Origin of the sequence: Corynebacterium sp. UMB0012, assembly GCF_030216265.1 — a bacterium.
In the GTDB taxonomy this organism is placed as follows: domain Bacteria; phylum Actinomycetota; class Actinomycetes; order Mycobacteriales; family Mycobacteriaceae; genus Corynebacterium.
The window spans coordinates 1-22,594 of sequence record NZ_JASOKQ010000017.1 but is presented as its reverse complement, the minus strand read 5'-3'; the positions used below and the strand labels follow the sequence as shown (position 1 = coordinate 22,594).

General features: G+C 61.0%; 18 protein-coding genes, 1 tRNA gene and 1 pseudogene. 11 read left to right on the top strand and 9 right to left on the bottom strand.

Annotation, left to right across the window (positions count from 1 at the left end; genetic code table 11):
• Positions 1–15: 15 nt before the first annotated feature.
• Positions 16–91: transfer RNA gene (locus QP324_RS08730), tRNA-Thr, on the top strand.
• Positions 92–148: 57 nt separating this feature from the next.
• Here QP324_RS08730 and QP324_RS08725 read toward each other — a convergent pair.
• Positions 149–1,771 (bottom strand): AMP-binding protein, encoded by a 1,623-nt coding sequence (locus QP324_RS08725; RefSeq protein ID WP_284815650.1) that lies wholly within the window; start codon positions 1,769–1,771, stop codon positions 149–151.
• 151 nt (positions 1,772–1,922) lie between these two features.
• On the opposite strand from QP324_RS08725, the gene QP324_RS08720 reads away from it, so the two are divergent.
• The 3 genes from QP324_RS08720 to QP324_RS08710 are packed head-to-tail and all read left to right on the top strand — an operon-like array spanning position 1,923 to position 4,490.
• Positions 1,923–2,738 carry a GDSL-type esterase/lipase family protein gene (locus QP324_RS08720; protein ID WP_284815648.1) on the top strand — a complete coding sequence of 272 codons (816 nt, stop codon included), beginning with the start codon at positions 1,923–1,925 and terminating at the stop codon, positions 2,736–2,738.
• Positions 2,739–2,790: 52 nt separating this feature from the next.
• Entirely contained in the window at positions 2,791–3,876 is a 1,086-nt protein-coding gene (locus QP324_RS08715) for an S-(hydroxymethyl)mycothiol dehydrogenase (RefSeq protein WP_200435940.1), read from the top strand.
• A complete protein-coding gene (locus tag QP324_RS08710; RefSeq protein ID WP_005323087.1) occupies positions 3,876–4,490 on the top strand; it encodes an MBL fold metallo-hydrolase in 615 nt (204 codons plus the stop codon). The genes QP324_RS08715 and QP324_RS08710 overlap by 1 nt, the downstream gene beginning before the upstream one ends.
• A 3-nt stretch (positions 4,491–4,493) precedes the next feature.
• Here the strand turns inward: QP324_RS08710 and rfbA are convergent, their stop codons facing one another.
• The 7 genes from rfbA to QP324_RS08675 all read right to left on the bottom strand — a co-directional run bounded on the left by rfbA (position 4,494) and on the right by QP324_RS08675 (position 13,259).
• Positions 4,494–5,342: a glucose-1-phosphate thymidylyltransferase RfbA gene (gene rfbA, locus QP324_RS08705; RefSeq protein ID WP_284815646.1), complete on the bottom strand. Its 849-nt coding sequence runs from the start codon at positions 5,340–5,342 to the stop codon at positions 4,494–4,496.
• Positions 5,343–6,698 (bottom strand): bifunctional dTDP-4-dehydrorhamnose 3,5-epimerase family protein/NAD(P)-dependent oxidoreductase, encoded by a 1,356-nt coding sequence (locus QP324_RS08700; protein ID WP_284815645.1) that lies wholly within the window; start codon positions 6,696–6,698, stop codon positions 5,343–5,345.
• 2 nt (positions 6,699–6,700) lie between these two features.
• Positions 6,701–7,696: a dTDP-glucose 4,6-dehydratase gene (rfbB, locus tag QP324_RS08695; RefSeq protein ID WP_284815687.1), complete on the bottom strand. Its 996-nt coding sequence runs from the start codon at positions 7,694–7,696 to the stop codon at positions 6,701–6,703.
• Positions 7,697–7,760: 64 nt separating this feature from the next.
• Positions 7,761–9,239 (bottom strand): HNH endonuclease signature motif containing protein, encoded by a 1,479-nt coding sequence (locus QP324_RS08690; protein WP_284815643.1) that lies wholly within the window; start codon positions 9,237–9,239, stop codon positions 7,761–7,763.
• 141 nt (positions 9,240–9,380) lie between these two features.
• Complete coding sequence (locus QP324_RS08685; RefSeq protein ID WP_284815641.1) at positions 9,381–10,706, bottom strand: M1 family metallopeptidase; 1,326 nt, start codon at positions 10,704–10,706, stop codon at positions 9,381–9,383.
• Between the two features lie 45 nt (positions 10,707–10,751).
• Positions 10,752–11,831, bottom strand: a complete 1,080-nt coding sequence (locus QP324_RS08680; RefSeq protein WP_284815639.1) for an alpha/beta hydrolase family protein — start codon at positions 11,829–11,831, stop codon at positions 10,752–10,754.
• Between the two features lie 51 nt (positions 11,832–11,882).
• Complete coding sequence (locus tag QP324_RS08675; protein ID WP_284815638.1) at positions 11,883–13,259, bottom strand: alpha/beta hydrolase family protein; 1,377 nt, start codon at positions 13,257–13,259, stop codon at positions 11,883–11,885.
• A gap of 532 nt (positions 13,260–13,791) precedes the next feature.
• On the opposite strand from QP324_RS08675, the gene lpdA reads away from it, so the two are divergent.
• Positions 13,792–15,204 carry a dihydrolipoyl dehydrogenase gene (lpdA, locus tag QP324_RS08670; RefSeq protein ID WP_005327177.1) on the top strand — a complete coding sequence of 471 codons (1,413 nt, stop codon included), beginning with the start codon at positions 13,792–13,794 and terminating at the stop codon, positions 15,202–15,204.
• A gap of 126 nt (positions 15,205–15,330) precedes the next feature.
• Here lpdA and ramB read toward each other — a convergent pair whose 3' ends face one another.
• Positions 15,331–16,740, bottom strand: coding sequence for an acetate metabolism transcriptional regulator RamB (gene ramB, locus QP324_RS08665; protein WP_284815637.1), 1,410 nt, complete (start codon positions 16,738–16,740; stop codon positions 15,331–15,333).
• A 369-nt stretch (positions 16,741–17,109) separates the two neighbouring features.
• Here ramB and QP324_RS08660 point away from each other — a divergent pair, with 369 nt between their 5' ends.
• The 6 genes and pseudogenes from QP324_RS08660 to QP324_RS12310 all read left to right on the top strand — a co-directional run bounded on the left by QP324_RS08660 (position 17,110) and on the right by QP324_RS12310 (position 22,551).
• Positions 17,110–17,865: a succinate dehydrogenase cytochrome b subunit gene (locus QP324_RS08660; RefSeq protein ID WP_284815635.1), complete on the top strand. Its 756-nt coding sequence runs from the start codon at positions 17,110–17,112 to the stop codon at positions 17,863–17,865.
• 15 nt (positions 17,866–17,880) lie between these two features.
• Positions 17,881–19,896, top strand: coding sequence for a fumarate reductase/succinate dehydrogenase flavoprotein subunit (locus QP324_RS08655; protein ID WP_284769392.1), 2,016 nt, complete (start codon positions 17,881–17,883; stop codon positions 19,894–19,896).
• Entirely contained in the window at positions 19,896–20,645 is a 750-nt protein-coding gene (locus QP324_RS08650; protein WP_005323073.1) for a succinate dehydrogenase/fumarate reductase iron-sulfur subunit, read from the top strand. The genes QP324_RS08655 and QP324_RS08650 overlap by 1 nt, the downstream gene beginning before the upstream one ends.
• A 56-nt stretch (positions 20,646–20,701) precedes the next feature.
• Positions 20,702–21,076, top strand: a complete 375-nt coding sequence (locus QP324_RS08645) for a hypothetical protein (RefSeq protein WP_284815633.1) — start codon at positions 20,702–20,704, stop codon at positions 21,074–21,076.
• Between the two features lie 283 nt (positions 21,077–21,359).
• Positions 21,360–21,883: pseudogene (locus tag QP324_RS08640) on the top strand (IS6 family transposase); the annotation flags it as partial.
• A 416-nt stretch (positions 21,884–22,299) separates the two neighbouring features.
• Positions 22,300–22,551, top strand: coding sequence for a pentapeptide repeat-containing protein (locus tag QP324_RS12310; protein WP_369184186.1), 252 nt, complete (start codon positions 22,300–22,302; stop codon positions 22,549–22,551).
• Positions 22,552–22,594 lie beyond the last annotated feature (43 nt).

Here is a 22,594-nt window from a genome sequence, read left to right as displayed (position 1 = left end):
CATGCCGAGCAGCGCGCCGCCTTAGCTCAGTCGGTAGAGCATTTCACTCGTAATGAAAAGGTCGCGAGTTCGATTCTCGCAGGCGGCTCCACAGTGGCCGCAGGTGTATAGCCTGCGGCCTTTCGCGGTTTCGGGGGTGGGCGGCGCGTTAAGCCTCGCCGTGGTTAGTCAGCAGGCGCGGGACCACCTTGCCGGTAGCGTTGCGCGGGAGCTTGGCCAGGAAGTGCACGTCGCGCGGAACGGAGTGATCGGCAAGCTTGGTGCGGACCCAGTCGCGGATGGAGTCGGCGGTGAGGGCCTTTCCAGCGGCGTCGGCAGTAGGCACCGCCCACACGGCGATGCGCTGGAAAGTCTCGCTATCCTTTACGCCGCCGGCGTGGACCTCGTGGATGCCGGGCATGGCCTCGAGGACCTCGGTGACGGACTGCGGGTGGACGTTTTCGCCGCCGACGATGATCATGTCATCGGCGCGGCCGACCACGTGCAGGAAGTCGTGCTCGTCGATGTAGCCCAAATCGCCGATGGAAATGAGCCCGTCCACCTTATTGAGCCGCAGGTTCGGGTTGGTATAGCCGGTCATTGCGGTGGAGTTGGTCAGGTAGATCTCTCCCACCTCACCGCGCGGAACCGGGTGGCCCTCCTTATCGAGGATGCGCAGCTTCGTGCCGGAGGCCACGCGCCCGGCGATGGTGGGGTTGGCGGCCACCTGATCCATGGTGGCGGTCGTCGCCAGCGCGAGTTCGGTGGATCCGTACACGTTGCACAGGATGGCGCCGAAGCGCTCATTGGTCTCCTTGACCACCTCCGGGGTCAGCGCATTGCCGGCCGAGGCAATGAATTTCAGGCTCGAGGTATCGAACTCGCCGGCCGGGTCCCGCTCCACCAAGCGCTTAAAGAAGATGGGGGAGGAAATCATGCCATCGAGGCGGTAGCGCTGGACATCGTCAAGCACCTGCTCCGCATCGAATACCCGGCGGGTGACGATGGTATTGCGCAGGCCAAGGGCAATATTGATGCAGGCCCAGCCCCAGGTATGAAAAATGGAGGCGGTGAGCTGCAGGCGCTGGTCGGCGCGCCACGGAATCGTATCCACGATGGAGGCCAGCACCACGGGCAGGGTCGGTTCCGGCCGCACAATGCCCTTCGGAATGCCGGTGGTGCCGGAGGACATGAGCACGATTGGGCCGTGCTTGGGGAAGCGCGGCAGCTCCACGGCCGGTGGGTTCTTCACAATCTTGTCCAGCTTCGGCAGATCGCTTGCGCCCGTATCGTGCGCGATAATGACCGGGATATCGGTGTCCACGCGGTCGATGAACTCATCATCCACCACGAGCACGTTGATGCCATTTTCCTCGATGCAGCCGGCCAGCTGTTCCGGGGAAGAACCCACGTTGAGCAGGTAAATAGAAGCGCCCACATAGCCCTTGGCGCCGAGTGGAATGATGATGCCGCGGCCGTTGCGCGCCATGACGCCGAGGCGAATCTCGGGCAGGTCCAGCGAGCGGAGATAGCGGGCGAAGCCCTGCGTGTGGGTGCGCAGCTGGCGGTAGGTGAGGGTGCCGTCGTCGTCGATAAGCGCCAAGCGCTCCGGGCAGGCGAGGTAGCACTGTTCTATCTCGCGCGCGGTGGTGAAGCGGTAGCGGGCCAGGTTCGGCAGCAGATTGAGCTGGGCCTTCGCGCCGCCTTGGTGGCTGACAAGTCCGGCGTTAAGAAGCGCCGGCACGAACCGGCCGAGGGCTGCAGCGTGGAATGTGAAATCAGAAAAATTCACGATCGGGAAAGCTCCAAATTAGCGAAGATAACGAAAAGATAACCATGGACGATATCGTGAGAGAGGCGGGCGGTGTTGCCGCCAACTCGAAATATGTTACAGAAGTGACTACAGTTACCTGAAGTTACTGGTGTTTCTAGAAAAGGATCTCATGAAATCTCTGCAGCTGAAAGTACTCTCCGTGGTGGCTTCCGCGCTGACCGTGCTGGGTGCGGTGGCCGCGCCGCAGGCCACCGCCGCGGAGCGCAACCTAGTAGCCTTCGGCGATTCCGTCTTGGCGGATCCAGATGCCGGCGCCTACTTCGCCCACCGCTACGATCCCTCTAAAGGTGTGGGCGTAGATTGCCCGACCTCCAATAACTACGCCAAGCGCGCCGGCGCCAAGCTGCGCCTTCCGGTGCGGGACTTCTCCTGCTCCGGTGCCGTGTCCATGTCCCCCGGCCCGCAGGTTTCCCAGCAGGTGGATGCGGCCATCCGTACCGGCGCGCTGAGCCCGGCCACTAACCGCGTGGTCATCACCACCGGCTTTAATGACACCTACAACCACCGCGATATGAACCTGCCGCAGATTCGCAAGCAGTTCGCGGACCGCACCGCCCCGCAGATCGAGCGCATTAAGCGCGCAGCCCCGAACGCCCGCGTGCAGATCGTGGGATACCCCACCATCGGTTCCGGCCCGTACTACTGCCTATTCCACTTCGGTCCGCGCCCGGCCGATTCCACCTTCCTGCCGGGCATTCAGGACTTTGAGAATAAGGCGCAGTGGATGCAGGTAGATCTGGCGGCGCGCACCGGCGTGCAGTTCCTAGACCTGAAGCCCTCTACTCGCAATAACGGCATGTGTGCCGATGCAAACCAGCGCATGTGGGCTGGTCTGGTGGACTTTACTGGTGGTGACGGCAACCTTCCCATCCATATGAACCAGCGCGGCCACGAGCATACGGCCAACGTCATTGCCCGCTCCTAAAAAGAGTTTTCAATAATGCGCCGGTTTTGAAAATACTGGTACGCTCGGGCGCATGACTGTAAAAGCTGTTATTGCCCGTTCCAAGGGCGCGGAAGTCGAAACCGTCAACATTGTCGTTCCTGATCCCGGCCCTAACGACGTCATCGTGCGCGTCCAGGCCTGCGGTGTGTGCCACACCGACCTTGCCTACCGTGATGGCGATATTGAAGACGCCTTCCCCTTCCTGCTCGGCCACGAGGCCGCTGGCGTGGTAGAGACCGTAGGTTCTGCGGTTACCCACGTGGAGGAAGGCGACTTCGTCATTTTGAACTGGCGCGCCGTGTGCGGCGAGTGCCGCGCCTGCAAGAAGGGCGAGCCAAAGTACTGCTTCAATACCCACAACGCCTCCAAGAAGATGACCCTCGAGGATGGCACCGAGCTCACCCCTGCGCTGGGCATCGGTTCCTTCGCTGAGAAGACCCTGGTCCACGAGGGCCAGTGCACCAAGGTGGAAGACACCGACCCAGCCGCCGCCGGCCTACTGGGCTGCGGCATCATGGCGGGCCTCGGCGCAGCCGTGAACACCGGCGATATCCAGCTCGGCGAGTCCGTTGCCGTCTTCGGCTGCGGCGGCGTGGGTATGGCTGCCATTGCGGGCGCCAAGCTGGCGAGCGCGGCCAAGATCATTGCTGTGGACATCGACGAGTCCAAGCTGGAGACCGCCCGCGAGTTCGGCGCGACCGACACCATCTGCTCCAAGGATCTGTCGGAGCAGGAGGTTATTGACGCCGTCCGCGAGCTCACCGGCGGCTTCGGCACCGACGTCTCTATCGACGCCGTGGGCATTCAGCCCACCTGGCGCCAGGCCTTCTACTCCCGCGACCACGCCGGCCGCATGGTCATGGTGGGCGTGCCGAACCTCACCGACCACGTGGATATCCCGGCCATCGACCTCTACGGCCGCGGCGGTTCCATTAAGCCCGCGTGGTACGGCGATTGCCTCCCAGAGCGTGATTTCCCCGCTTATGTGGCGCTGTCTAAGGCCGGCAACTTCCCGCTGGATAAGTTCGTCTCCGAGCGCATTGCGCTTGACGACGTCGAGCAGGCCTTTACCACCATGAAGTCCGGCAAGGTTCTACGTTCGGTGGTGGAGTTCTAATGCGTATCGATAGCACGGTTACTTCTGGCAAGTTCCGCCTCGATGGCGGCGAGTGGGACGTGGACAATAACGTCTACGTCGTGGGCGATGACTCCAGCGTGTACGTGGTGGACCCCTCCCACGATCTCGATGCGGTAGCAGAGCTCGTTGGCGACCGTCGCGTGGAAGGCATCTTGCTCACCCACGCGCACAATGACCACTGCGAGCTCGCCCCCGAGGCCGCCAAGCGCTTCGATACCGAGGTCTACCTGCACCCGGACGATGACATGCTGTGGCAGGAGTCCAATGGTGATGCTCCGTACACGCCATTGGCGGACCGCGGCCAATTCGATATTGGCGGCGAGAAGATTACGGTCTACCACACCCCGGGCCACTCCCCGGGCTGCGTGGTGCTGCACGTGGGCGAGACGCTGCTGTCGGGCGATACGCTCTTCAACGGTGGCCCTGGTGCCACCGGCCGCAAGTACTCCGACTTCGATGTGATCATCGAGTCGCTGAAGAACGTCGTCTTCACCCTGCCCGAGGACACCAAGGTCCTGCCAGGGCATGGCGACGCTACGACGGTGGGCGCGGAGGCCGCGCGCATCGACGAATACATCGAGCGCGGCTACTAGCCTCTAGTACGCCCGCAGGTACTCGCCGTAGCCGGACTTGAGTAACGGCTCGGCGAGTTTTTCTAGCTGGGCGCGGTCGATGAAGCCCGCCTCGTATGCGGCGACCTCGGGCGATCCGATAACGATGCCGGTGCGTTTTTGCATCACCTCGACGTAGGCGGAGGCCTCGCTCATCGAGTCCACCGTTCCCGTATCGAGCCACACGCTCCCGCGGTGCAGGCGCTGGACATTGAGCTCGCCGCGGCGCAGGTACTCTTCGTTCACGGCCGTGATTTCCAGTTCGCCGCGGCCGCTGGGCTCGATGCCCTTGGCTATCTCCACCACGGAGTTGTCATAAAAGTACAAGCCCACCACCGCGTGGTTCGACCGCGGCACTTCCGGCTTTTCCTCGATGCTCAGCGCATGGCCGGCGGCGTCGAATTCCACGACACCATAGCGCTGCGGATCCGAGACCTCGTAGGCGAAGATGATGCCGCCCTCCGGATCTTGGCAGTGGGCGAGCTCGCCGCCGAAGCCGTGGAAGATATTATCGCCGAGTACCAGCGCGACGCTGTCGTCTCCAATAAACTCCTCGCCAATCAAAAAGGCCTGCGCGAGCCCCTCCGGCCGCGGTTGGACCGCGTAATCGATCATGAGTCCGAGCTGCGATCCATCGCCAAAGAGGCGCTGGAAGGCCCCCGCATCCTCCGGGGTGGTAATGATGAGGATTTCCCGAATACCCGCCTGAATGAGCGTGGTTAGCGGGTAATAAATCATCGGCTTGTCATAAATGGGCATGAGCTGCTTCGAGATGCCCTTGGTAATCGGGTAGAGCCGCGTGCCGGAACCGCCGGCCAGGATGATGCCTTTCATTTAATCCTCCGGGTACAGCGCCAAGTACAGGGCCAGGGCCGCGCGCCAATTCTGCGGCTTGAAGCCGGTAGCCTCGATTTTATCTAGCGCAAGCGTCGACTCCTTGGGGCGCGGCGCCTCGGGGCCCGCGATCTCGCGGTACTGCTCGGTGCTTACCGGAGTGACCTCGGCCGGGTCGTGGCCGAGACCGATGAACACGGCCATGGCAATCTCATCGCGGCCCACGGTATCGCCTGAGTTGGAGAGGTTATACACGCCGTAGTCCGCACCGGAGTTGAGCAGGTGCACGATGCCTTTGGCCAGGTCCTCGGCAAACGTGGGTCGCCCGCGCTGGTCGTGGATGACCTTCGGTTCCACTCCCTTTGCGGCCAGCCCGCGCATGGTGGACATGAAATTCTCGCCATCGCCAAAGACCCACGAGGTACGGATGACGTAGTGCTGCGGCGCGGTCTGCGCGGCGGTATCGCCTGCGGCTTTCGACGCCCCATACGCACTCAGCGGCGACGGCAGTTCCTCCTCAGTGTGGATCTCGTTGGTGCCGTCGAAGATATAGTCGCTCGACACATGCACCAGCGTGAGTTGGTTCTCCGCGGCGATGCGCGCCAGACGTGCGGGCGCTTCCGCATTGACGGCCCAGGCAGCGGCGCGGTCGTTTTCGGCACCGTTGACGTCGTTATACGCCGCGCAATTGATGATGGCGGAGTACTGCTTCCAATTCCGTTCTGGTGGGGCGGTGATGTCGAAGTCGGCGTGGGTGCAAAACTCGGCGTCGGCAAGCAGGCGTTTAAGCGCCCGCCCCAACTGTCCATTCGCACCCGTGACGAGGATGCGCCGGGCGGGCATTGGGCTCACATCTGTGAGAGCGGGGTGCTGCTTGTCTTTCTCTGAAATCTCGGTGGGCTCCAGCGGCCAGTCCACGATGTTGAGGTTCACCGCGGAATAGCGCGCCTCGGCCGACCAGTGCTCATTCACCAGGTAGCAGTAGGAGGTTTCCTCCAGCGCCTGAAAGCCATTGGCGACGCCCCGCGGGACAAACACCGCAGTCTCCGGACCCACCTCGTGGGTGACGACCTCGCCAAAGCTTTCCGACCCCTCGCGCAAGTCGCACCATGCACCGAAGATCTTGCCCTGCGCCACCGAGACGAGCTTGTCCCACGGCTCGGCGTGCAGGCCGCGCGTAGCACCGGCGTGGTTGAAAGAGATATTGTTCTGCACCGGCTGGAAGCTCGCGAGCTCGGGCGCGAGTCCGGTGAATTTTTCGCGTTGCCAATTCTCCTTGAACCAGCCGCGGTTATCGCCGTGCACGTCGAGGTCGATGATGAGCAGCCCCGGGATGGCGGTTTCGGTAATACGCATATCTACTGTCCTTGCTGCTTGTAGCGGGCTTCCACGTTTTCTTTCTCGGGCTTCCACCAGCCTTCGTTATCGCGGTACCACGCGATGGTGTCTTCGAGACCGGCGCGGATATCCGTGAACCGCGGGGTCCATCCCAGCTCGCGACGCAGCTTGGCGGCGTCCATCGCATAACGTTGGTCATGGCCGGGGCGGTCCGCCACGTGCTCATAGAGCGCGCGCCCATTGCGGGTGTGGCCCATGATTTCGCAGATCAGCTCAATGACCTGCTTATTATTAATATCTTCCTGGTCCGCGCCGATATTGTAGGTCTCGCCGATGCGGCCCCGCTCGAGGATGGCGAGCACCGCTTCGTTGTGGTCATCGACGTGGATCCAATCGCGCACCTGCTCACCCGTGCCATAGAGCTTGGGCGTGCGTCCGGAGAGGATATTGGTGATCTGGCGGGGAATGAACTTCTCGATGTGCTGGTAAGGCCCGTAATTATTGGAGCAGTTTGAGATGGTGGCGCGCAGTCCGAAGGAACGCACCCATGCCCGCACGAGGTGGTCAGACCCCGCCTTGGTTGCCGAATACGGGCTGGAGGGAGCGTAGGCGGTGTGCTCGCTAAATTTGGTCGCTGCTCCTATCTCGAGGTCGCCGAAAACCTCGTCAGTGGAGACATGGTGGAAGCGGGTATCGTGCTTGCGGCAGGCTTCCAGAAGGGTGAAGGTGCCTACGAGGTTCGTGTGGATGAAGGGCGAGGGGTCGCGCAAAGAATTATCGTTATGGGACTCGGCGGCAAAATGAACCACTACATCGGCAGCGGCGACGAGCGGTTCTACGGTGGCGGGATCGGCGATATCGCCCTCCACGAGGTCAATATCGAGGCCGGCGAGGTTGGCGCGGTTTCCGGCGTAGGTGAGCTTGTCCAGCACCGTAACGCGGGTATCGGGACGCGCCTGGCATATAAGGCGCACGAAATTGGCGCCGATAAAACCGGCGCCGCCAGTGACGAGCATCGTTTGCATGGTTATCCAGTGTAGGGCAGTCGGGCGCGCGGCTGTGGCAGGCTGCGGGCCCCGGTCAGGCCGCGCCCGGGGGTGACGGCGGTGGCGAAGACGGATCGGTGAGCCTGCGGGCCGGGGCTTGTTCCGCGGCGGGGTGGTCGTTGACCTCCACGGTGGGCGATAGGCCGTTGGTGTGGGCGGCTCGGTATCCTACCCGGCCCGTGTCGGGATCCCGTTCGGCGTGTCCCATTCCATTGCGGCCATCGCGGTAATCGTTATTGTCCACGTGGTGCCGGCGGCACAACAGAGTGAGGTTCTTGAGGTCGGTGGCGCCACCGTGAGACCAGGCTTGGAGATGGTGAACGTCGCAGTCCTGCCAGGGGCGGTTACACTCTGGGTGCGTGCAGACGAGCTCGGAGGCTGCGAGGGCGAGCTTTTGCCAGAGGGAAGCGGTGCGCTTGGTGCGGCCAAGCTCGAGGGGGAAGCCCTTGTCGTCCACAGCGCAGAAGAAATCGTGCCGCGCGCCGCCGAGGCGGAGGAGGTCGAGCGGGGTGAGCTCGATGCCGGTGCTGGTGGCGAAGCGGGTATCTCCGCCCATTGCCTCCAGTTCTTCCAATGTGGTGGCGACGAAGAAGGAGCCGAGGCCGTCGGAGTTCTTTTGGGTGGCGGAAAGGTAGCTCGACAGGGCGGCGGTTAGTTGGTCCGCCATGCGTTGGGCATAGGTGCGGGTATCGTCCTCGGGACTGAGATCCGCGCTGCCCTTATTCTTTGCGGGCGCGAAGGCGCTGGCGAGGATGGCGGCTGCGGAGGCATCGAGATAGCCGGAGATGTGCACGCCGCCGTCTGCATCTTGGCGGGAGATGCTAAAGCGGCGCTTGCGGGTAGCGGCGTGCGGATCGGGCTCGCCGGCTGGGTTGAGTGCGTGCTTATTCGCCTTGCGGATGGCCTTGCGCAGCCACTCTCGCAGAGAGTCGAAGGAACGACGCTTGGCCTGCTCGAGAGCTTGATTGCGCAGTTCGCTCGGGCCAGGGATGGCGTACTTGCTGAGGCTGCGCAACTCGTTTTCGATGAGGTTGAGGATGCGCTCGGGGATAGGCTCTTCCTCAAAGAGCTTCTTGCGGCGCTTCTCCTCCTCGCGGCGCTCGCGGTCAGCGCGGCGGCGGGATTCCTCCTCGGCTCGGGCGCGTGCGGCATCGTCAGCATCGGGGTCCGCAGGGGGAGTCGGCTCCGGATCGGGGATGGGTGCGAAGAGGTTGCGTCCATTGCGGAGGCGGGCGGCGGCCTCGGCATCGGTAAGGCCTAGGCGCGTGGTCAGGTAGTCCTTGGCCTTGGAGGAACCAACGCGGCGGCCGGCGTCATCCCGCTCCGCGATGAAAGCGAAGGCGGCGTCGATAGTGGACTTATTTCCTAGCGCCCGCTCCAAGTGCTCGAAATGAGGATGAAGAAGCTCGAAGGACAGATCGGAAGGATCCTGCATGAGGCTGCGCAGCTGGGTGAGCCCAGTGGCAACCTGTGCGACGGCGGAGTCTATCTCCGCGTGCTTGGTGGTCTGCATGATCCCTCCCTTCCAATTCGTTTACATGTTCTATTTTACCCAGATAAAACACCCCGTCAACAGGAAAGAAGGGTTTGGTCAATAGATTAGACATTCCCCAAACAAACGCAGACTAAACTCCGCGAAACGGGGCCAAAACCACTAACTCGGGAAGGGAGGAAGGGCCTTCTGGTTAAGCCAGGTGTCTACGGTGGCGTCGAAAAGCGCGGCGTCAGGAGCGGCGGCACGGAAGGAATCCAGCAGCATGGAAGGCTCTACCACCGAATGCTGGTGTTCGGTGAGGTAGCTGCGGAGGGTAGTAAAGAAGGCGTCGCCAAGCAGGCGGTGAATGGCGTGCACGGTCAAGGCTCCGCGCTTATACACGCGGTCATCGAACATATCGCGCGCACCCGGATCAGAAACGGTGAGGTTCTGCGCCTTGCGTCCCAGGACGTTGTAGTGGGAACGCGCCGCCTCGCGCGCGGTGGTCTCGCCCTTGTGCTCGCCCCATAGCCACTCGCTGTAGCAGGCAAAGCCCTCGTTGAGCCAGATATCCTTCCACTCGCCCAGGCCCACGGAATTGCCAAACCACTGGTGGGAAAGCTCATGGGCAATAAGACGCTCGAAGGCGTGGTCGCCCTTAATATGATTAGAGCCAAAGATGGACAGGCCCTGCGCCTCCAGCGGTATTTCCAGCTCATCTTCCGTGATGACCACCTGGTAATCTGTAAACGGGTAAGGGCCGTAAATGGAGGAGAAGAAGTCCACCATTTCCTGCTGCTGGGCAAACTCATCGAGCACGCGCTCGCGCAGCTCGGCCGGTGCCCAGGCGCGCGTGGAAGGCCCCAAATCAAAATTAGAGAACTCGCCTACCTGGACCGTCGCCAGGTAGGTGGCCATGGGCTCGCGGGTGCGGTAGTGCCACCGCGTGGTGGAGCCGCCCGCCCGGCGGGAGACGAGGTCACCATTGGATACCACGATGAAGGGATTATCGGCCGTAATGATGATGTCATAGTGCGCCTTTTCAGACGGCGTATCGTCACAAGGGAACCAACTCGGCGCGCCGTTGGGCTGGCTGGCCACCAGCGAGCCGGATTCGGTTTCTTCCCAGCCAATCTCGCCCCAGGTGGTGCGGATCGGCCGCGGGCTGCCGCCATAGCGAATAATCAGCTCAAATTCCGTACCAGCGGCAATCTCCTCAGCAAAACGCAGGCGCAGCTTGCCGGAAGACTGACGGAACTTAGCCACCCGCGGTGCACCCTTTGCGGTCACGCGCCGAGCCACCATCGCCCCGCCTAGGTCTAGGGTCAGCGACGTTAAATTCTCGTCGGCCCGGATGGCCAAAGTAGCCTCGCCTTGAAGTAGGTTGGGCTCCACGCGGTAGGTCAGATCCAGCGTGTAGTGGGAAACCTCGAAACCGAGGTTAAAATCCACGCCGGTATAAGGATCAGTGTGGGCACGCGAAAGGGCGGTAGGAAGCAACTTCATAATGCTGCAAGCCTACCGCCCTTTCAGCCGCGGAAAGAAACGAGCTTATTTATTGAAAGCGCGCTCGAAGACCGGCCAAGAATCCTTGAGGTCCGCAATCCAGTGCGGCCAGGAGTGGGTGCCGGTATTGCGGAAGTTGTAGGTCGCTGGGATGCCAGCCTGGTCCAGCTTGGCCTTAAAGTTGTGGGTGCAGTAGTTTACGCCAGCCTCGATGGCGCCGCCTTCCACCTGCAGCTGAGCGGAGCCCAAAGCAGCGGTAGCAGGGTTGTAGCCCTTAGCCACGTTATAGGAGAAGGTATCTTCCTTGCCTGCCAACCCAGAACCGGAAGAGATGTACAGCTCCGTGCCGCGCAGCTTCTCGTGGTTCATCATCGCGTCGTTATAGCGGTTGGTGGGGGAGCCGAACGGGCCCCACATCTGCTCCGTGGTAGCACCACCGCGGTTAACGGTAAGCTCAACGGCCTTGTGCTCTACCGGGTAAGCGGTAGCCGCGCAGCCGGCGTAGGAGCCGACGGCGTCGTAGAAGCCCTGGTTGTGCTCTGCCAGTAGCAGGGAGGAGGTGGCGGACATGGACATGCCCGCGATGGCACGGTGGTTATCGGCCTTGATATGGCCCTCGATGGCGCCCGGCAGTTCCTTGGTAAGGAATGTTTCCCACTTCTGCGGGCCCTTGAGGTACTTAGAGTTCGGCTCGGATACCCAGTCGGTGTAGTAGGAGAAAGCGCCGGCCTGCGGGATGACCACGTTGACGTTCTTGGAGTGGTAGAAATCAACGGCGTCAGAAAGCTTCAGCCAGTCCATGTCCTGCTCCGCGCCGCCTGCACCGTTGAGCAGGTAGATGGTCGGGCGGTTCTCATCCGTTGCGCGAATGACGGCCAGCGGAATCTTGCGGCCGTTCATGGCTGGGGAGGTGGCCTGCAGCTTTTCGACGCGCGGATCGTCCTTGTACTTCTGGTACCAGGTCTGCTGTTCCAGTTCCGGGGTGACCTCCAGTGGGGCCAGGGTGGACTGGGCGGCGTTGCCCGCTACCTGCTGCGGGGTGAGCTGTGCGGCCCCCGCCAGCGGGGCGGATGCTAGGCCGGCGCACACGGCGGTGGCGGCCAGGATGGAGCTAAGGCGCTTCATAGTGCTTCTTTCCTGTAGTTTATGAACTCGCTGATTATACTGCTGCGTTGCTTATTCCGCAGTACCGGCGGTCTCTGGGGCGTCAGCGGTCAGATCTTCGACGTAGTCCTTATCCGGGGACTGGTCAGCGGCGCTCGGGGCGTCCTTAACCTGCGCATCTTCCTCGGCCTGCGGTGCCTCGATAGAAAGCTCGTTGGGCTTTACCTCCGGCTCGGCCGGTGCCTCTGCAGCATCCTTGGCAAAGCCGCGCTCGAAGGTCTTCCACGAGGAGAAAATGTCATCGCGCCAGCCCGGCCAGGAGTGGGTGCCGGTATTGCGGAAGTTCCAATCCGCCTTCATGCCCTGGGAGTCCATCTTGGCCTTGAGGTCGTGGGTGCAGGAGTTCATCGCGGCCTCGATGACGCCGCCCTCAACGATGAGGGTGGAGGAACCCTTAGCGCCCCAGTCATTGGCGCCGCCCAGACCAGAGTTGACCGAAACATAGGTCTCGGACTTGCCCAGGTTGTTCGGGTTAGCGTTTACCAAGGCATCATTGTACACGTTGTACTCGCTGCCCATAGCGCCCCACATCTGGTCGGCCGAGCCGCCACCGCGGTTGACGGTCAGCTGGGTGTACAGGCGTGGCAGTGGGCGGGAGGTGGCAGCGCAGCCGGAGAAGGAGCCCACGGCGTTGTAGAAGCCCGGGTTGTGCTCCGCCAGCAGCAGGGAGGAGGTCGCGGACATGGACATGCCGGCGATGGCGCGCTTGCCATTGCCACCGATGTGCTCTTCCAGTTTGTCCGGTAGCTCCTTGGTGAGGAAGGTCTCCCACTTCTGTGGGCCCTTGAGGTAGCCGCTATTCGGGGAAGATACCCAGTCGGTGTAATAGGAGAAGGCGCCGGCCTGTGGGATGACCACGTTGACGTCCTTAGACGTGTAGAAGTCCACCATGTCTTGTACGCCCTCGGTCTTGGGGTCGATGTCGTGGTTGACGGTGGCGGTCAGCCAGTCCATGCCCTGCTCAGCGCCGCCCGCGCCGTTGAGCAGGTACAGGGTGGGGCGCTTCTTCTCAAAGTCGCCGTCTGGGGTGATGACCGCAAGCGGAACCTCGCGGCCGCCCATGGCGGCGGAGGTGGCGGTCAGGGCCTTAACGTGGTTGCCGTAGTGCTTGCCTTGGCCGCTCTTGTGGCCGAAGGCATAACCCTTCCACTTGTCCTTATCATTCAATCCAGCAATATCCACCACGCGGTTTTCACCCTCGGTGGTGATGGCGTAGTTGATATTCTCCGGGTCCGCAGGGTCGGTCAGGTTTACCTCGCGGATGGTGGACGGGGTGGCGTCACCCTGGATCTCGGCCGGCTCGACGGCGGAGGCGATAGGGGCGGAGAGGACTCCTGCCGCGATGGCGATGCCTGCGACGCTGGAGCCGATAGAGCGCAAAGTATGCATATTTTTAGCTTCCTCGAGTTAAGAGAATCTTCTCAGTAGGTATCGTTCCGCATAGCGGGAGTGTTAGCAAGACTCTATGCCTTAATAGCCCTTTTAATGTAGCAAAACCTGTGACGCATGTGGTTTGTGTGTCATAATTCTGAACGCAGCGCGTATGTAACGGTGGCGCTACAATCTCCGCTAGTACTAAACGTGTGAATAATGCGGTCCCAACTGCGGACCCATCCCTCGCTCTAGGCAAGTAAAAACACAGAAAGAAGCATAATGAACGTTTTCGATTCCATCCTCGTATCCATCAATGAAGTTCTGGGCCAGTTCCTGCACATGGGTTCCTCCATGTCCTCCGCCGCCGCATTGGCTCTCGGCCTGTTCTAAAACACCGAGCCCATAGCCCTGCGTGGGGGCGTCGCGCGCTTGCCGACGCCACCGTGCAGGGCCTTTGTACGTTTTACCCCCGAAGCGTGGGGGACTCGGGCACAAGAGTGTGACCCAATGCGCGACATGGAGGGCAAAGTTACGTATCCTAAAGGGCGTGACTAATGAACATTATGACGTAGTAGTACTCGGCGCGGGCCCTGGCGGCTACGTGGCCGCCATCCGTGCAGCTCAGCTTGGTAAGAAAGTTGCCGTAATCGAGAAGCAGTACTGGGGCGGTGTCTGCCTCAACGTAGGCTGCATCCCTTCCAAGGCGCTGCTGAAGAACGCTGAGGTTGCCCACACCTTCAACCACGAGGCTAAGGACTTCGGCATTTCCGGCGATGTCTCCTTTGACTTCGGTGTTGCCCACAAGCGTTCCCGCAAGGTTTCCGCGGGCATCGTCAAGGGTGTCCATTACCTGATGAAGAAGAACAAGATCACCGAGATCAACGGCCTTGGCTCCTTCAAGGACGATAAGACCATCGAAATCACCGATGGTGATGACAAGGGTAAGACCGTCACCTTCGATGACTGCATCATCGCTACCGGTTCCGTGGTCAAGTCCCTGCCGGGCGTAGAGCTCGGCGGCAACATCGTGTCCTACGAGGAGCAGATCCTCAACGATGAGGCCCCGAAGTCCATGGTCATCGTCGGCGCCGGCGCCATCGGCATGGAGTTCGCCTATGTTCTGTCCAACTATGGCGTGGATGTCACCATCGTGGAGTTCATGGACCGCGTCCTGCCGAACGAGGACAAGGACGTCTCCAAGGCCATTGCCAAGGAGTACAAGAAGCTCGGCGTCAAGCTGCTGACCGGCTACAAGACCACCTCCGTGAAGGACAACGGCGATAATGTCACCGTTGAGGTGGAGTCCAAGGACGGCTCCAAGCAGGACACCCTCACCGTGGACCGTGCCATGATCTCCATCGGCTTCGCCCCGCGCACCGAGGGCTTCGGCCTGGAGAACACCGGCGTTGAGCTCACCGAGCGCGGCGCTATTGCCATCGATGACACCATGCGCACCAACGTCGACCACATCTACGCCATCGGTGACGTCACCGCGAAGCTGCAGCTCGCCCACGTTGCTGAGGCCCAGGGCGTTGTGGCTGCAGAGACCATCGCCGGTGTGGAGACCCAGCTCTTGGGCGATTACATGAATATGCCGCGCGCTACCTTCTGCAACCCGCAGGTCGCTTCCTTCGGCTACACCGAAGAAGCTGCCAAGGAGAAGTTCGCGGACCGCGATATCAAGGTCGCTACCTTCCCGTTCTCCGCTAACGGCAAGGCCGCTGGCCTCAATGAGACCGCCGGCTTTGTCAAGCTCATCGCGGACGGCGAGTACGGCGAGCTCATCGGCGGCCACATGGTGGGCTCCAACGTATCCGAGCTGCTGCCGGAGCTGACCTTGGCGCAGCGCTTCGACCTCACCGCTGAGGAAATCGGCCGCAACGTTCACACCCACCCGACCCTCTCTGAGGCCATGAAGGAAGCGGCCGAGGGCATCGGCGGCCACATGATTAACCTCTAAGCAGGGCTGCTTGCCGACGTCGCCATAGAGCGCGACGCCAGCGGCACCGCACCGTTCGCTCCCCTCGTTGGAGGGAGGCGGACCGCGGTGCCGCTTTTCTATGTGCAGTCCACCTGGGTGGCAGAGTTAGTACGGTGCCACGGCGGAGCGGTGGGCGTCGACGCTAATGACCTCGTTGATGGGTGGAAAGGCGCGTTGCGCGCAGTTCTCGCGCGGGCACGTGCGGCAGCCGGAGCCGATGGGGGTGGCGGTAGAGAGATCGGTGAGATCGAGCCCCTCGGCGTAGACGGTGCGGTCGGCGTGGCGGGCTTCGCAGCCTAGGCCGATGGCGAAGAGCTTATCGGTATCGCCAAAGCGCCCCTGGTGGTGCTGGACGGCGCGCGAAATCCACAGGTAGTTGCGACCATCGGGCATTTGGGCCAGCTGGCGGGAGATAATGCCGGGCTGGGTGAAGGTCTCGTAGACATTCCACAGCGGGCAGGTGCCGCCATTATTGGAAAAGTGCACGCCGGTGGCGGATTGGCGCTTGGACATATTGCCGGCGCGGTCGACGCGAACAAAAGTAAAAGGAATGCCGCGGAGGTTATCGCGCTGCAGGGTGGACAGGCGGGAGGCCACGGATTCATAGCCCACGCCGAAGACCTGGCAGAGGTATTCCACGTCGTAGCCGGAGCGCTCGGCCTCGGAATGCATCAGTTCATAGGGCATCACGGTGGCGGCGGCGAAGTAGCTGGCCAAGCCGCGCTGCGCGAGGTTGCGCGAAGCATCCGAGGTGAACGGCTCCTCCTCTACTAGGGAAGCGATGTCTTCCCCGGCCTCGAGGAAGCTCAGCTCCGCGGCCATGCGGAAGGCGCGCTGGCCTTCGCTCAGGCGCGACGCGAGCCGGAATTCGCCGGTTTCGCGGTCAAAGCTGTGTAGCGTGCCATCCATCTGGGAAGTGATGTGGATATCTACGTTGTGGCGATCGCGCAGGCGCTGGGCCAGGGCGTGCTCGGTGTCGCGAATGCCGAAGTGGGTGACCGAGAGGGCGTCGGCAAGCTGCTCTGCATGGTGGTCCAGATTGTCCAAGTAGTTCTGGCGAGCGTAGAAGAAGTCGCGCACCTCGTCGTGAGGCATGGATAGGGCCTGGGTGGCCTCGGTGGTGCGGCGGGCATCAGTGGCCAGCGAGAGCTTATCGCGCACATTGCGGTAGCGGCGGTGGACGTCTACCAGCGTGCGAGCCACGGTGGGGTGGTTGTAGACCAGCTCGGAGAGCTCCTGCAGCTCGACGGGGGAGGGGCAGAGCTCTTTGTCTTGGATGACGTCCTGGATCTCGGCAAGAAGGCGGGAGTCATCGTCACGGGAGAAGAAGGTGGCATCGACGCCGAAGACCTCCGTGATGCGCAGGAGCACCGGGACGGTGAGCGGACGGACGTCGTGTTCGATCTGATTGACGTAGCTGGCGGAGAGACCCAGCGTCGCGGCAAGGGAAGCCTGACTGAGATCGCGCTCACGGCGAAGCTGGCGAAGGCGGGATCCCACATACGTCTTACTCATGCCGGCAAGGTTACTGGCTGGCCTGCGGGTGTGCACCCTAATTGCAAAGATCTTGCGAAGAATGTTCACCCGCCTGTGGGCTACATGTGGGTTTCATGCGAAAGTTTGACACATAAAGGGGTAAGGCGGTCACTCTGGCAACACTGGGTGACCAAGTTCACAAATCTGGGACAAATTACGCAACGTCAATATTGCGGAATTCCGAGCTGCCAAGGTAGTGACGTTTTGTCCGGAGGCTTTTAAGGCAACCCTTACCTAAGAGAATTCTGACTTTAACCGTACCGCTGTACCGTTAGCTGAAACGCTGCAGGAATTGACTAGTAACCAGCGGTTAAGCCCAGTTAAAGTGAGGGCGACAATGGAGGTGTCATGACTTTAAGAAATCCGGACCGTGAGGCAGTAGCTCACGGCCACATCACTAACGAACCAATCCGTCAGAAGCCGGGAGTGCCCTCCTGGGTTCTGAAGCTCATTATGGCCGTCACTGGCCTGCTTTTTGCCCTTTTCGTTGTTGGCCACATGGCCGGCAACCTGAAGTTGTACTTGCCGGCACACGGCGGCGAAGAGGCGCTGGATGAATACGGCGCATTCCTGCGCTCCATGGGCGAGCCGTTGTTCCCGCACGAGGGCGCATTGTGGATTATCCGCGCCATCCTGCTGGTTGCCATCCTCGCCCACATCTATGGTGCATTTGCCCTGACCGCACGCTCTAAGGCGTCCCGCGGCAAGTTCCGCCGCAGCAACCTGATGGGCGGCCTTGATTCCTTCGCTACCAAGTCCATGCTGGTCACCGGCATCGTCTTGCTGCTGTTCATCATCTTCCACCTGCTGGACCTGACCCTGGGCGTGCAACCTTTCGCTCCCAGCGACTTTGCAGAGGGCGCGGTGAAGGCCAACATGATCGCCACCTTCAGCCGCTGGCCGGTCACCATCGTGTACGTGATCGCTATGTGCTTCCTGTTCCTGCACCTCACCCACGGCATTCGCCTTGCCGCCTCTGACCTGGGTATCACCGGTGCGAAGTGGCGTCAGACCTTCCTGATCCTGGCGTACGTCATCCCGGCCGTTGTCTGCATCGGCAACATCGTTATGCCTTTGTCCGTTGCCCTGGGCTTGGTCAGCTAAAGGAGTTAGAAACCCATGACTAATACTGAACTCAAGCGCGAGCACCCTAAGTTCTCGCACCCACAGTCCATCGTTCCGGGCGTATCTGCCGGCAACATCCTGGAATCCCACGAGCCGCACGGCGTGCCGATGAAAGATATGTGGTCCCACCAGAAGGACCACATGCAGCTGGTTTCCCCGCTGAATCGCCGCAAGTTTGAGGTTCTCGTGGTTGGTACCGGCCTGTCCGCCGGTTCCGCTGCGGCCGCACTGGGCGAGCTGGGCTACAAGGTAAAGGTATTCACCTACCACGATTCCCCGCGCCGCGCGCACTCCATTGCCGCGCAGGGTGGCGTCAACGCCTCCCGTGCCAAGAAGGTGGACAACGACTCCGCCTACCGCCACACCAAGGACACCGTTAAGGGCGGCGACTACCGCTGCCGCGAGTCCGACTGCTGGCGCCTGGCAAACGAGTCCGTCCGCGTCATTGACCACATGAACGCCATCGGCGCCCCATTCGCTCGCGAGTATGGCGGCACCCTGGCTACCCGTTCCTTCGGTGGCGTGCAGGTCTCCCGTACCTACTACACCCGTGGCCAAACAGGTCAGCAGCTGCAGCTGTCCACCACCTCGGCGCTCTACCGCCAGATTGGCTTGGGCAACGTGGAGCTTTTCGCTCACAACGACCTGCAGGACATCATCGTCTACAACGACAACGGTAAGAAGCGCGCCGGCGGCATCGTTACCCGCAACCTGATTACCGGTGAGCTCAAGGCCTTCACCGGCCACGCAGTTGTGCTGGGTACCGGCGGCTACGGCAACGTCTACCACATGTCCACCCTGGCAAAGAACTCCAATGCCAGCGCCATGATGCGTGCGTATGACAGCGGTGCCTACCTGGCCTCCCCAGCCTTCGTGCAGTTCCACCCGACGGGCCTGCCGGTCAACTCCGATTGGCAGTCCAAGACCATCCTGATGTCGGAGTCCCTGCGTAACGACGGCCGCATTTGGTCCCCGAAGAAGGAGGGCGACGACCGCGACCCGAATACCATTCCGGAAGAAGAGCGCGACTACTTCTTGGAGCGCCGCTATCCGGCATTCGGCAACCTGGTTCCGCGCGACGTTGCCTCCCGTGCCATCTCCCAGCAAATCAACGCCGGCTTGGGCGTTGGCCCGCTGCACAACTCGGTGTACCTGGACTTCCGTGACGCCATCGAGCGCCTGGGCAAGGACAAGATCCGCGAGCGTTACTCCAACCTCATCGAGATGTACGAAGAGGCCATCGGCGAGTCTGCTTATGAGACCCCGATGCGCATCGCCCCGACCTGCCACTTCACCATGGGTGGCCTGTGGACGGACTTCAACGAGATGACTTCCATCGACGGCCTCTTTGCCGCCGGTGAGTGCTCCTGGACCTACCACGGCGCTAACCGCCTGGGTGCTAACTCCCTGCTTTCGGCTTCCGTCGACGGCTGGTTCACCCTGCCATTCACCATCCCGAACTACTTGGCTGACCACCTCAACGAGGAGAAGCTGGCCGAGGATTCCCCAGAGGCACAGGCAACCCTGGCACAGTCCCAGGAGCGCATCGATCGCCTCATGGGAGTGCGCGGTGAGAACCCGCACGGTCCGTCTTACTACCACCGCCAGCTGGGCGATATCCTCTACCACGGCTGCGGTGTGTCCCGTAACGTCGAAGACCTCAAGGCCGCCATCACCAAGATCCGCGAGCTGCGCGAGGACTTCTGGGCTAATGTCCGCATCCCAGGCGAGGCCAATGACATGAATCAGGTGCTGGAGTACGGCCTGCGCGTTGCCGACTACCTGGACTTGGGTGAGCTCATGTGTGTCGACGCTCTGGACCGCGATGAGTCCTGTGGTGCTCACTTCCGTGAGGACCACCTCACCGAAGACGGCGAGGCAGAACGCGACGATGAGAACTGGTGCTTTGTTTCCGCATGGGAGCCGGGCGCTAATAAGGGCGAGTTCATTCGCCACGCCGAGCCGCTGTACTTTGATTCGATCCCGCTGATGACAAGGAACTACAAGTAATGAAACTGACACTTGAGATCTGGCGTCAAGCCGGACCGACCCAAGAAGGCCACTTCGAGACCGTCCAGGTGGATGACGCCTCTGAGCAGATGTCCATCCTGGAACTGCTGGACCACGTCAACGAGGGCTACATTGAGCGCGGCGAAGAGCCCTTCGCTTTCGCTTCCGACTGCCGTGAGGGCATCTGCGGTACCTGTGGTTTGACCGTCAATGGTCGCCCGCACGGCCCAGGCCAGAACACCCCTGCCTGCCAGCAGCGCCTGTTTAACTTCACCGATGGCCAGACCGTCAAGCTGGAGCCATTCCGTTCTGCTGCCTACCCGGTCATCAAGGACATGGTCGTGGACCGCGCGGCACTGGATCACGTAATGGAGCAGGGCGGCTACGTCTCCATGGACGCTGGTACTGCTCCGGATGCGGATACCATGCACCTCAACCACGAGACTGCCGAGTACTCGCTGGACCACGCTGCCTGCATTGGCTGCGGTGCCTGCGTTGCTGCCTGCCCGAACGGTGCGGCTCACCTGTTTACCGGTGCGAAGCTGGTGCACCTTTCCCTCATGCCGCTGGGCAAGGAAGAGCGTGGCCGCCGTGCCCGCAACATGGTCGACGACCTGGAAGCCAACTTTGGTCACTGCTCCCTCTACGGTGAGTGCGCCGATGTCTGCCCGGCCGGCGTTCCGCTGACCGCAGTTTCTGCGGTTACCCGCGAACGTGCACGTGCTGCTTTCCGTGGCAAGGACGACTAAGCTAAGGTTATTCCGTAGGAATACTAGGAACGAGAGAAAGACAGAAAGACTCCGCCATGAGCGATAACACCCATGCAGTCGCTGACTACGCCAGCGAGACCTACCCAGAGTTCTCCGGCAAGATTCAGGACACCTACATTGAGGGCTACGATCCCGTGTCCTTCGGTGCTCCTCACTCTTCCCTGCTTCGCACCTCCACCTGGGTGGGCATGGGTCTGATCCTGTCTTGCCTCCCGGCTGCCGGCATCATCATTTGGGGCCTTGGCGTGTGGGATACCCCGCTGGGCACCGCAGGCGAGGGTGACTACACCCTGACCATGATCATCGGCATCATCGCCCTAGTCGTTGTGGCCATCGCTGCAGTAGGCACCGTCCACTACGGCCGCCGCTACTACCGCAAGTACCGCAAGGAAACCGGCCGCGTTAACTAGTATTCGCTTTTAAGCCAAGCACCAACAACCCCGCTCCTCACAGCATGCACGCCATGCAGGGAGGCGGGGGTTGTTGCATATCTTGAGCCAAAGGCCCAAGAAGGCGCCAACATAGCGTTGCTTTAAGCTGCGCTTGCCGACGCCTCCCTCCTTACCGTTGCTTCAACGCCCCCAGATTGCGATCGAGAGGTGCTCCCCGCGTTCGAAGTTGAACGAAGGCGGATCAGTGGGTGCTGTTGCAAAGTTGGGGCAGTAGGAAGAGCGACGTGAAATAATCACAGCCATGGGTATCTTCTCCGGTCGTCATTTCCCCTCGTGACATCATTTTGTGGGCAGTGCGGTGGTACTGCCGCTACGGGGTGAGCTACCGCGATCTGGAGGAAATGATGACTTCAGCGGGGCGTGCCGGTCGATCACACCACGATCTACCGCTGGGTCCAGAAATACGCCCCTGAGCTGGACAAGCAAACACGGTGGTACCGACAGGTACCTTACTGGCAGGCCAGTTCCTGGCGGGTGGATGAGACCTATATCCGGGTCGGCGGCAGGTGGTGCTACCTCTATCGGGCGATCACCGCCGGTGGCCAGACCCTGGACTTTTACCTCTCTCCGAAGCGGAACGTGGCCGCAGCGAAGCGTTACCTGGCCAAGGCCCTCAGATCCAATGCGTCAGCCGGGTATCCCAGAGTGATCAACACCGATAAAGCACCCTCCCTAGCCAGGGCAATCGCCGAGTTGAAGTCAGAGGGAATCTGCCCGCCAACAGTGGAACACCGGCAGGTGAAATACCTCAACAACATCTTCCAGAATATCTAAGCAGGCTGGGTCATAATGCTGGCCAGGCGACGAAGAAAGGAGTGTTCGCGGTTCTCCACCCAACTTTGCAACAGCACCCCCGTATGCAACTCGATGCTAGAGACAAGAAATACAGTTTCGCTTTTCACTGTGAGTAGAGATGGAAAATAGCAAAGTTCTTGTTTTAATTGGAATCACCCTAATTATTTGGTGCGCGTTATACAGGTACAGAACAACCACCGCTAAATGGGTTTTTATTGCAGCCTCTTTAAGCACCTGTCTAGCGTTTGTCCTAGGTCTATCAGGATTTCTAGGGTTAGGTCATGGTTACATCGATTTGTTGTCTCTAGTAAACGTATTTTTAAACGCATTTATATTGTTGGCCATAGGCCAGTTCCACAATCGAAACAGATCGGACCACGTAAAAGATGTATAGAGCAATGCCCCAAACGTGGGTCACGGGACTCGCTGGTAAAGACATTTCCGGAAAAGATATGTCCAACTATGACCTGACGGATATCAATCTCGAAGGAAGCATATGTAAAGGATGCTCTTTCCGCGGCTCCATGGTGGCATGGGCTAACTTGAAATCGGCAGATTTCACCGACGCAGATTTTACGAACGCAATTCTTAGCGAGTCAGACCTGAGGGTGTCAGGAAGTTTGTGTGTGAGGCTCTGATCTAGAAGGAGTTTCACCGATAATGACTACGGTGTCACCGAAG

Excerpts from the sequence above, each read along its gene's own strand:
- QP324_RS08650 (WP_005323073.1), top strand. The coding sequence starts at position 19,896 with ATGAAACTGACACTTGAGATCTGGCGTCAAGCCGGACCGACCCAAGAA.
- QP324_RS08715 (WP_200435940.1), top strand. The coding sequence starts at position 2,791 with ATGACTGTAAAAGCTGTTATTGCCCGTTCCAAGGGCGCGGAAGTCGAA.
- QP324_RS08655 (WP_284769392.1), top strand. The coding sequence starts at position 17,881 with ATGACTAATACTGAACTCAAGCGCGAGCACCCTAAGTTCTCGCACCCA.
- QP324_RS08685 (WP_284815641.1), bottom strand. The coding sequence starts at position 10,706 with ATGAAGTTGCTTCCTACCGCCCTTTCGCGTGCCCACACTGATCCTTAT.
- ramB (WP_284815637.1), bottom strand. The coding sequence starts at position 16,740 with ATGAGTAAGACGTATGTGGGATCCCGCCTTCGCCAGCTTCGCCGTGAG.
- QP324_RS08680 (WP_284815639.1), bottom strand. The coding sequence starts at position 11,831 with ATGAAGCGCCTTAGCTCCATCCTGGCCGCCACCGCCGTGTGCGCCGGC.
- QP324_RS08720 (WP_284815648.1), top strand. The coding sequence starts at position 1,923 with ATGAAATCTCTGCAGCTGAAAGTACTCTCCGTGGTGGCTTCCGCGCTG.
- rfbA (WP_284815646.1), bottom strand. The coding sequence starts at position 5,342 with ATGAAAGGCATCATCCTGGCCGGCGGTTCCGGCACGCGGCTCTACCCG.
- QP324_RS08690 (WP_284815643.1), bottom strand. The coding sequence starts at position 9,239 with ATGCAGACCACCAAGCACGCGGAGATAGACTCCGCCGTCGCACAGGTT.
- QP324_RS08675 (WP_284815638.1), bottom strand. The coding sequence starts at position 13,259 with ATGCATACTTTGCGCTCTATCGGCTCCAGCGTCGCAGGCATCGCCATC.
- QP324_RS08700 (WP_284815645.1), bottom strand. The coding sequence starts at position 6,698 with ATGCGTATTACCGAAACCGCCATCCCGGGGCTGCTCATCATCGACCTC.
- QP324_RS08645 (WP_284815633.1), top strand. The coding sequence starts at position 20,702 with ATGAGCGATAACACCCATGCAGTCGCTGACTACGCCAGCGAGACCTAC.
- rfbB (WP_284815687.1), bottom strand. The coding sequence starts at position 7,696 with ATGCTCGTCACTGGCGGCGCCGGTTTTATCGGCGCCAATTTCGTGCGC.
- QP324_RS12310 (WP_369184186.1), top strand. The coding sequence starts at position 22,300 with ATGTATAGAGCAATGCCCCAAACGTGGGTCACGGGACTCGCTGGTAAA.
- QP324_RS08660 (WP_284815635.1), top strand. The coding sequence starts at position 17,110 with ATGACTTTAAGAAATCCGGACCGTGAGGCAGTAGCTCACGGCCACATC.
- QP324_RS08710 (WP_005323087.1), top strand. The coding sequence starts at position 3,876 with ATGCGTATCGATAGCACGGTTACTTCTGGCAAGTTCCGCCTCGATGGC.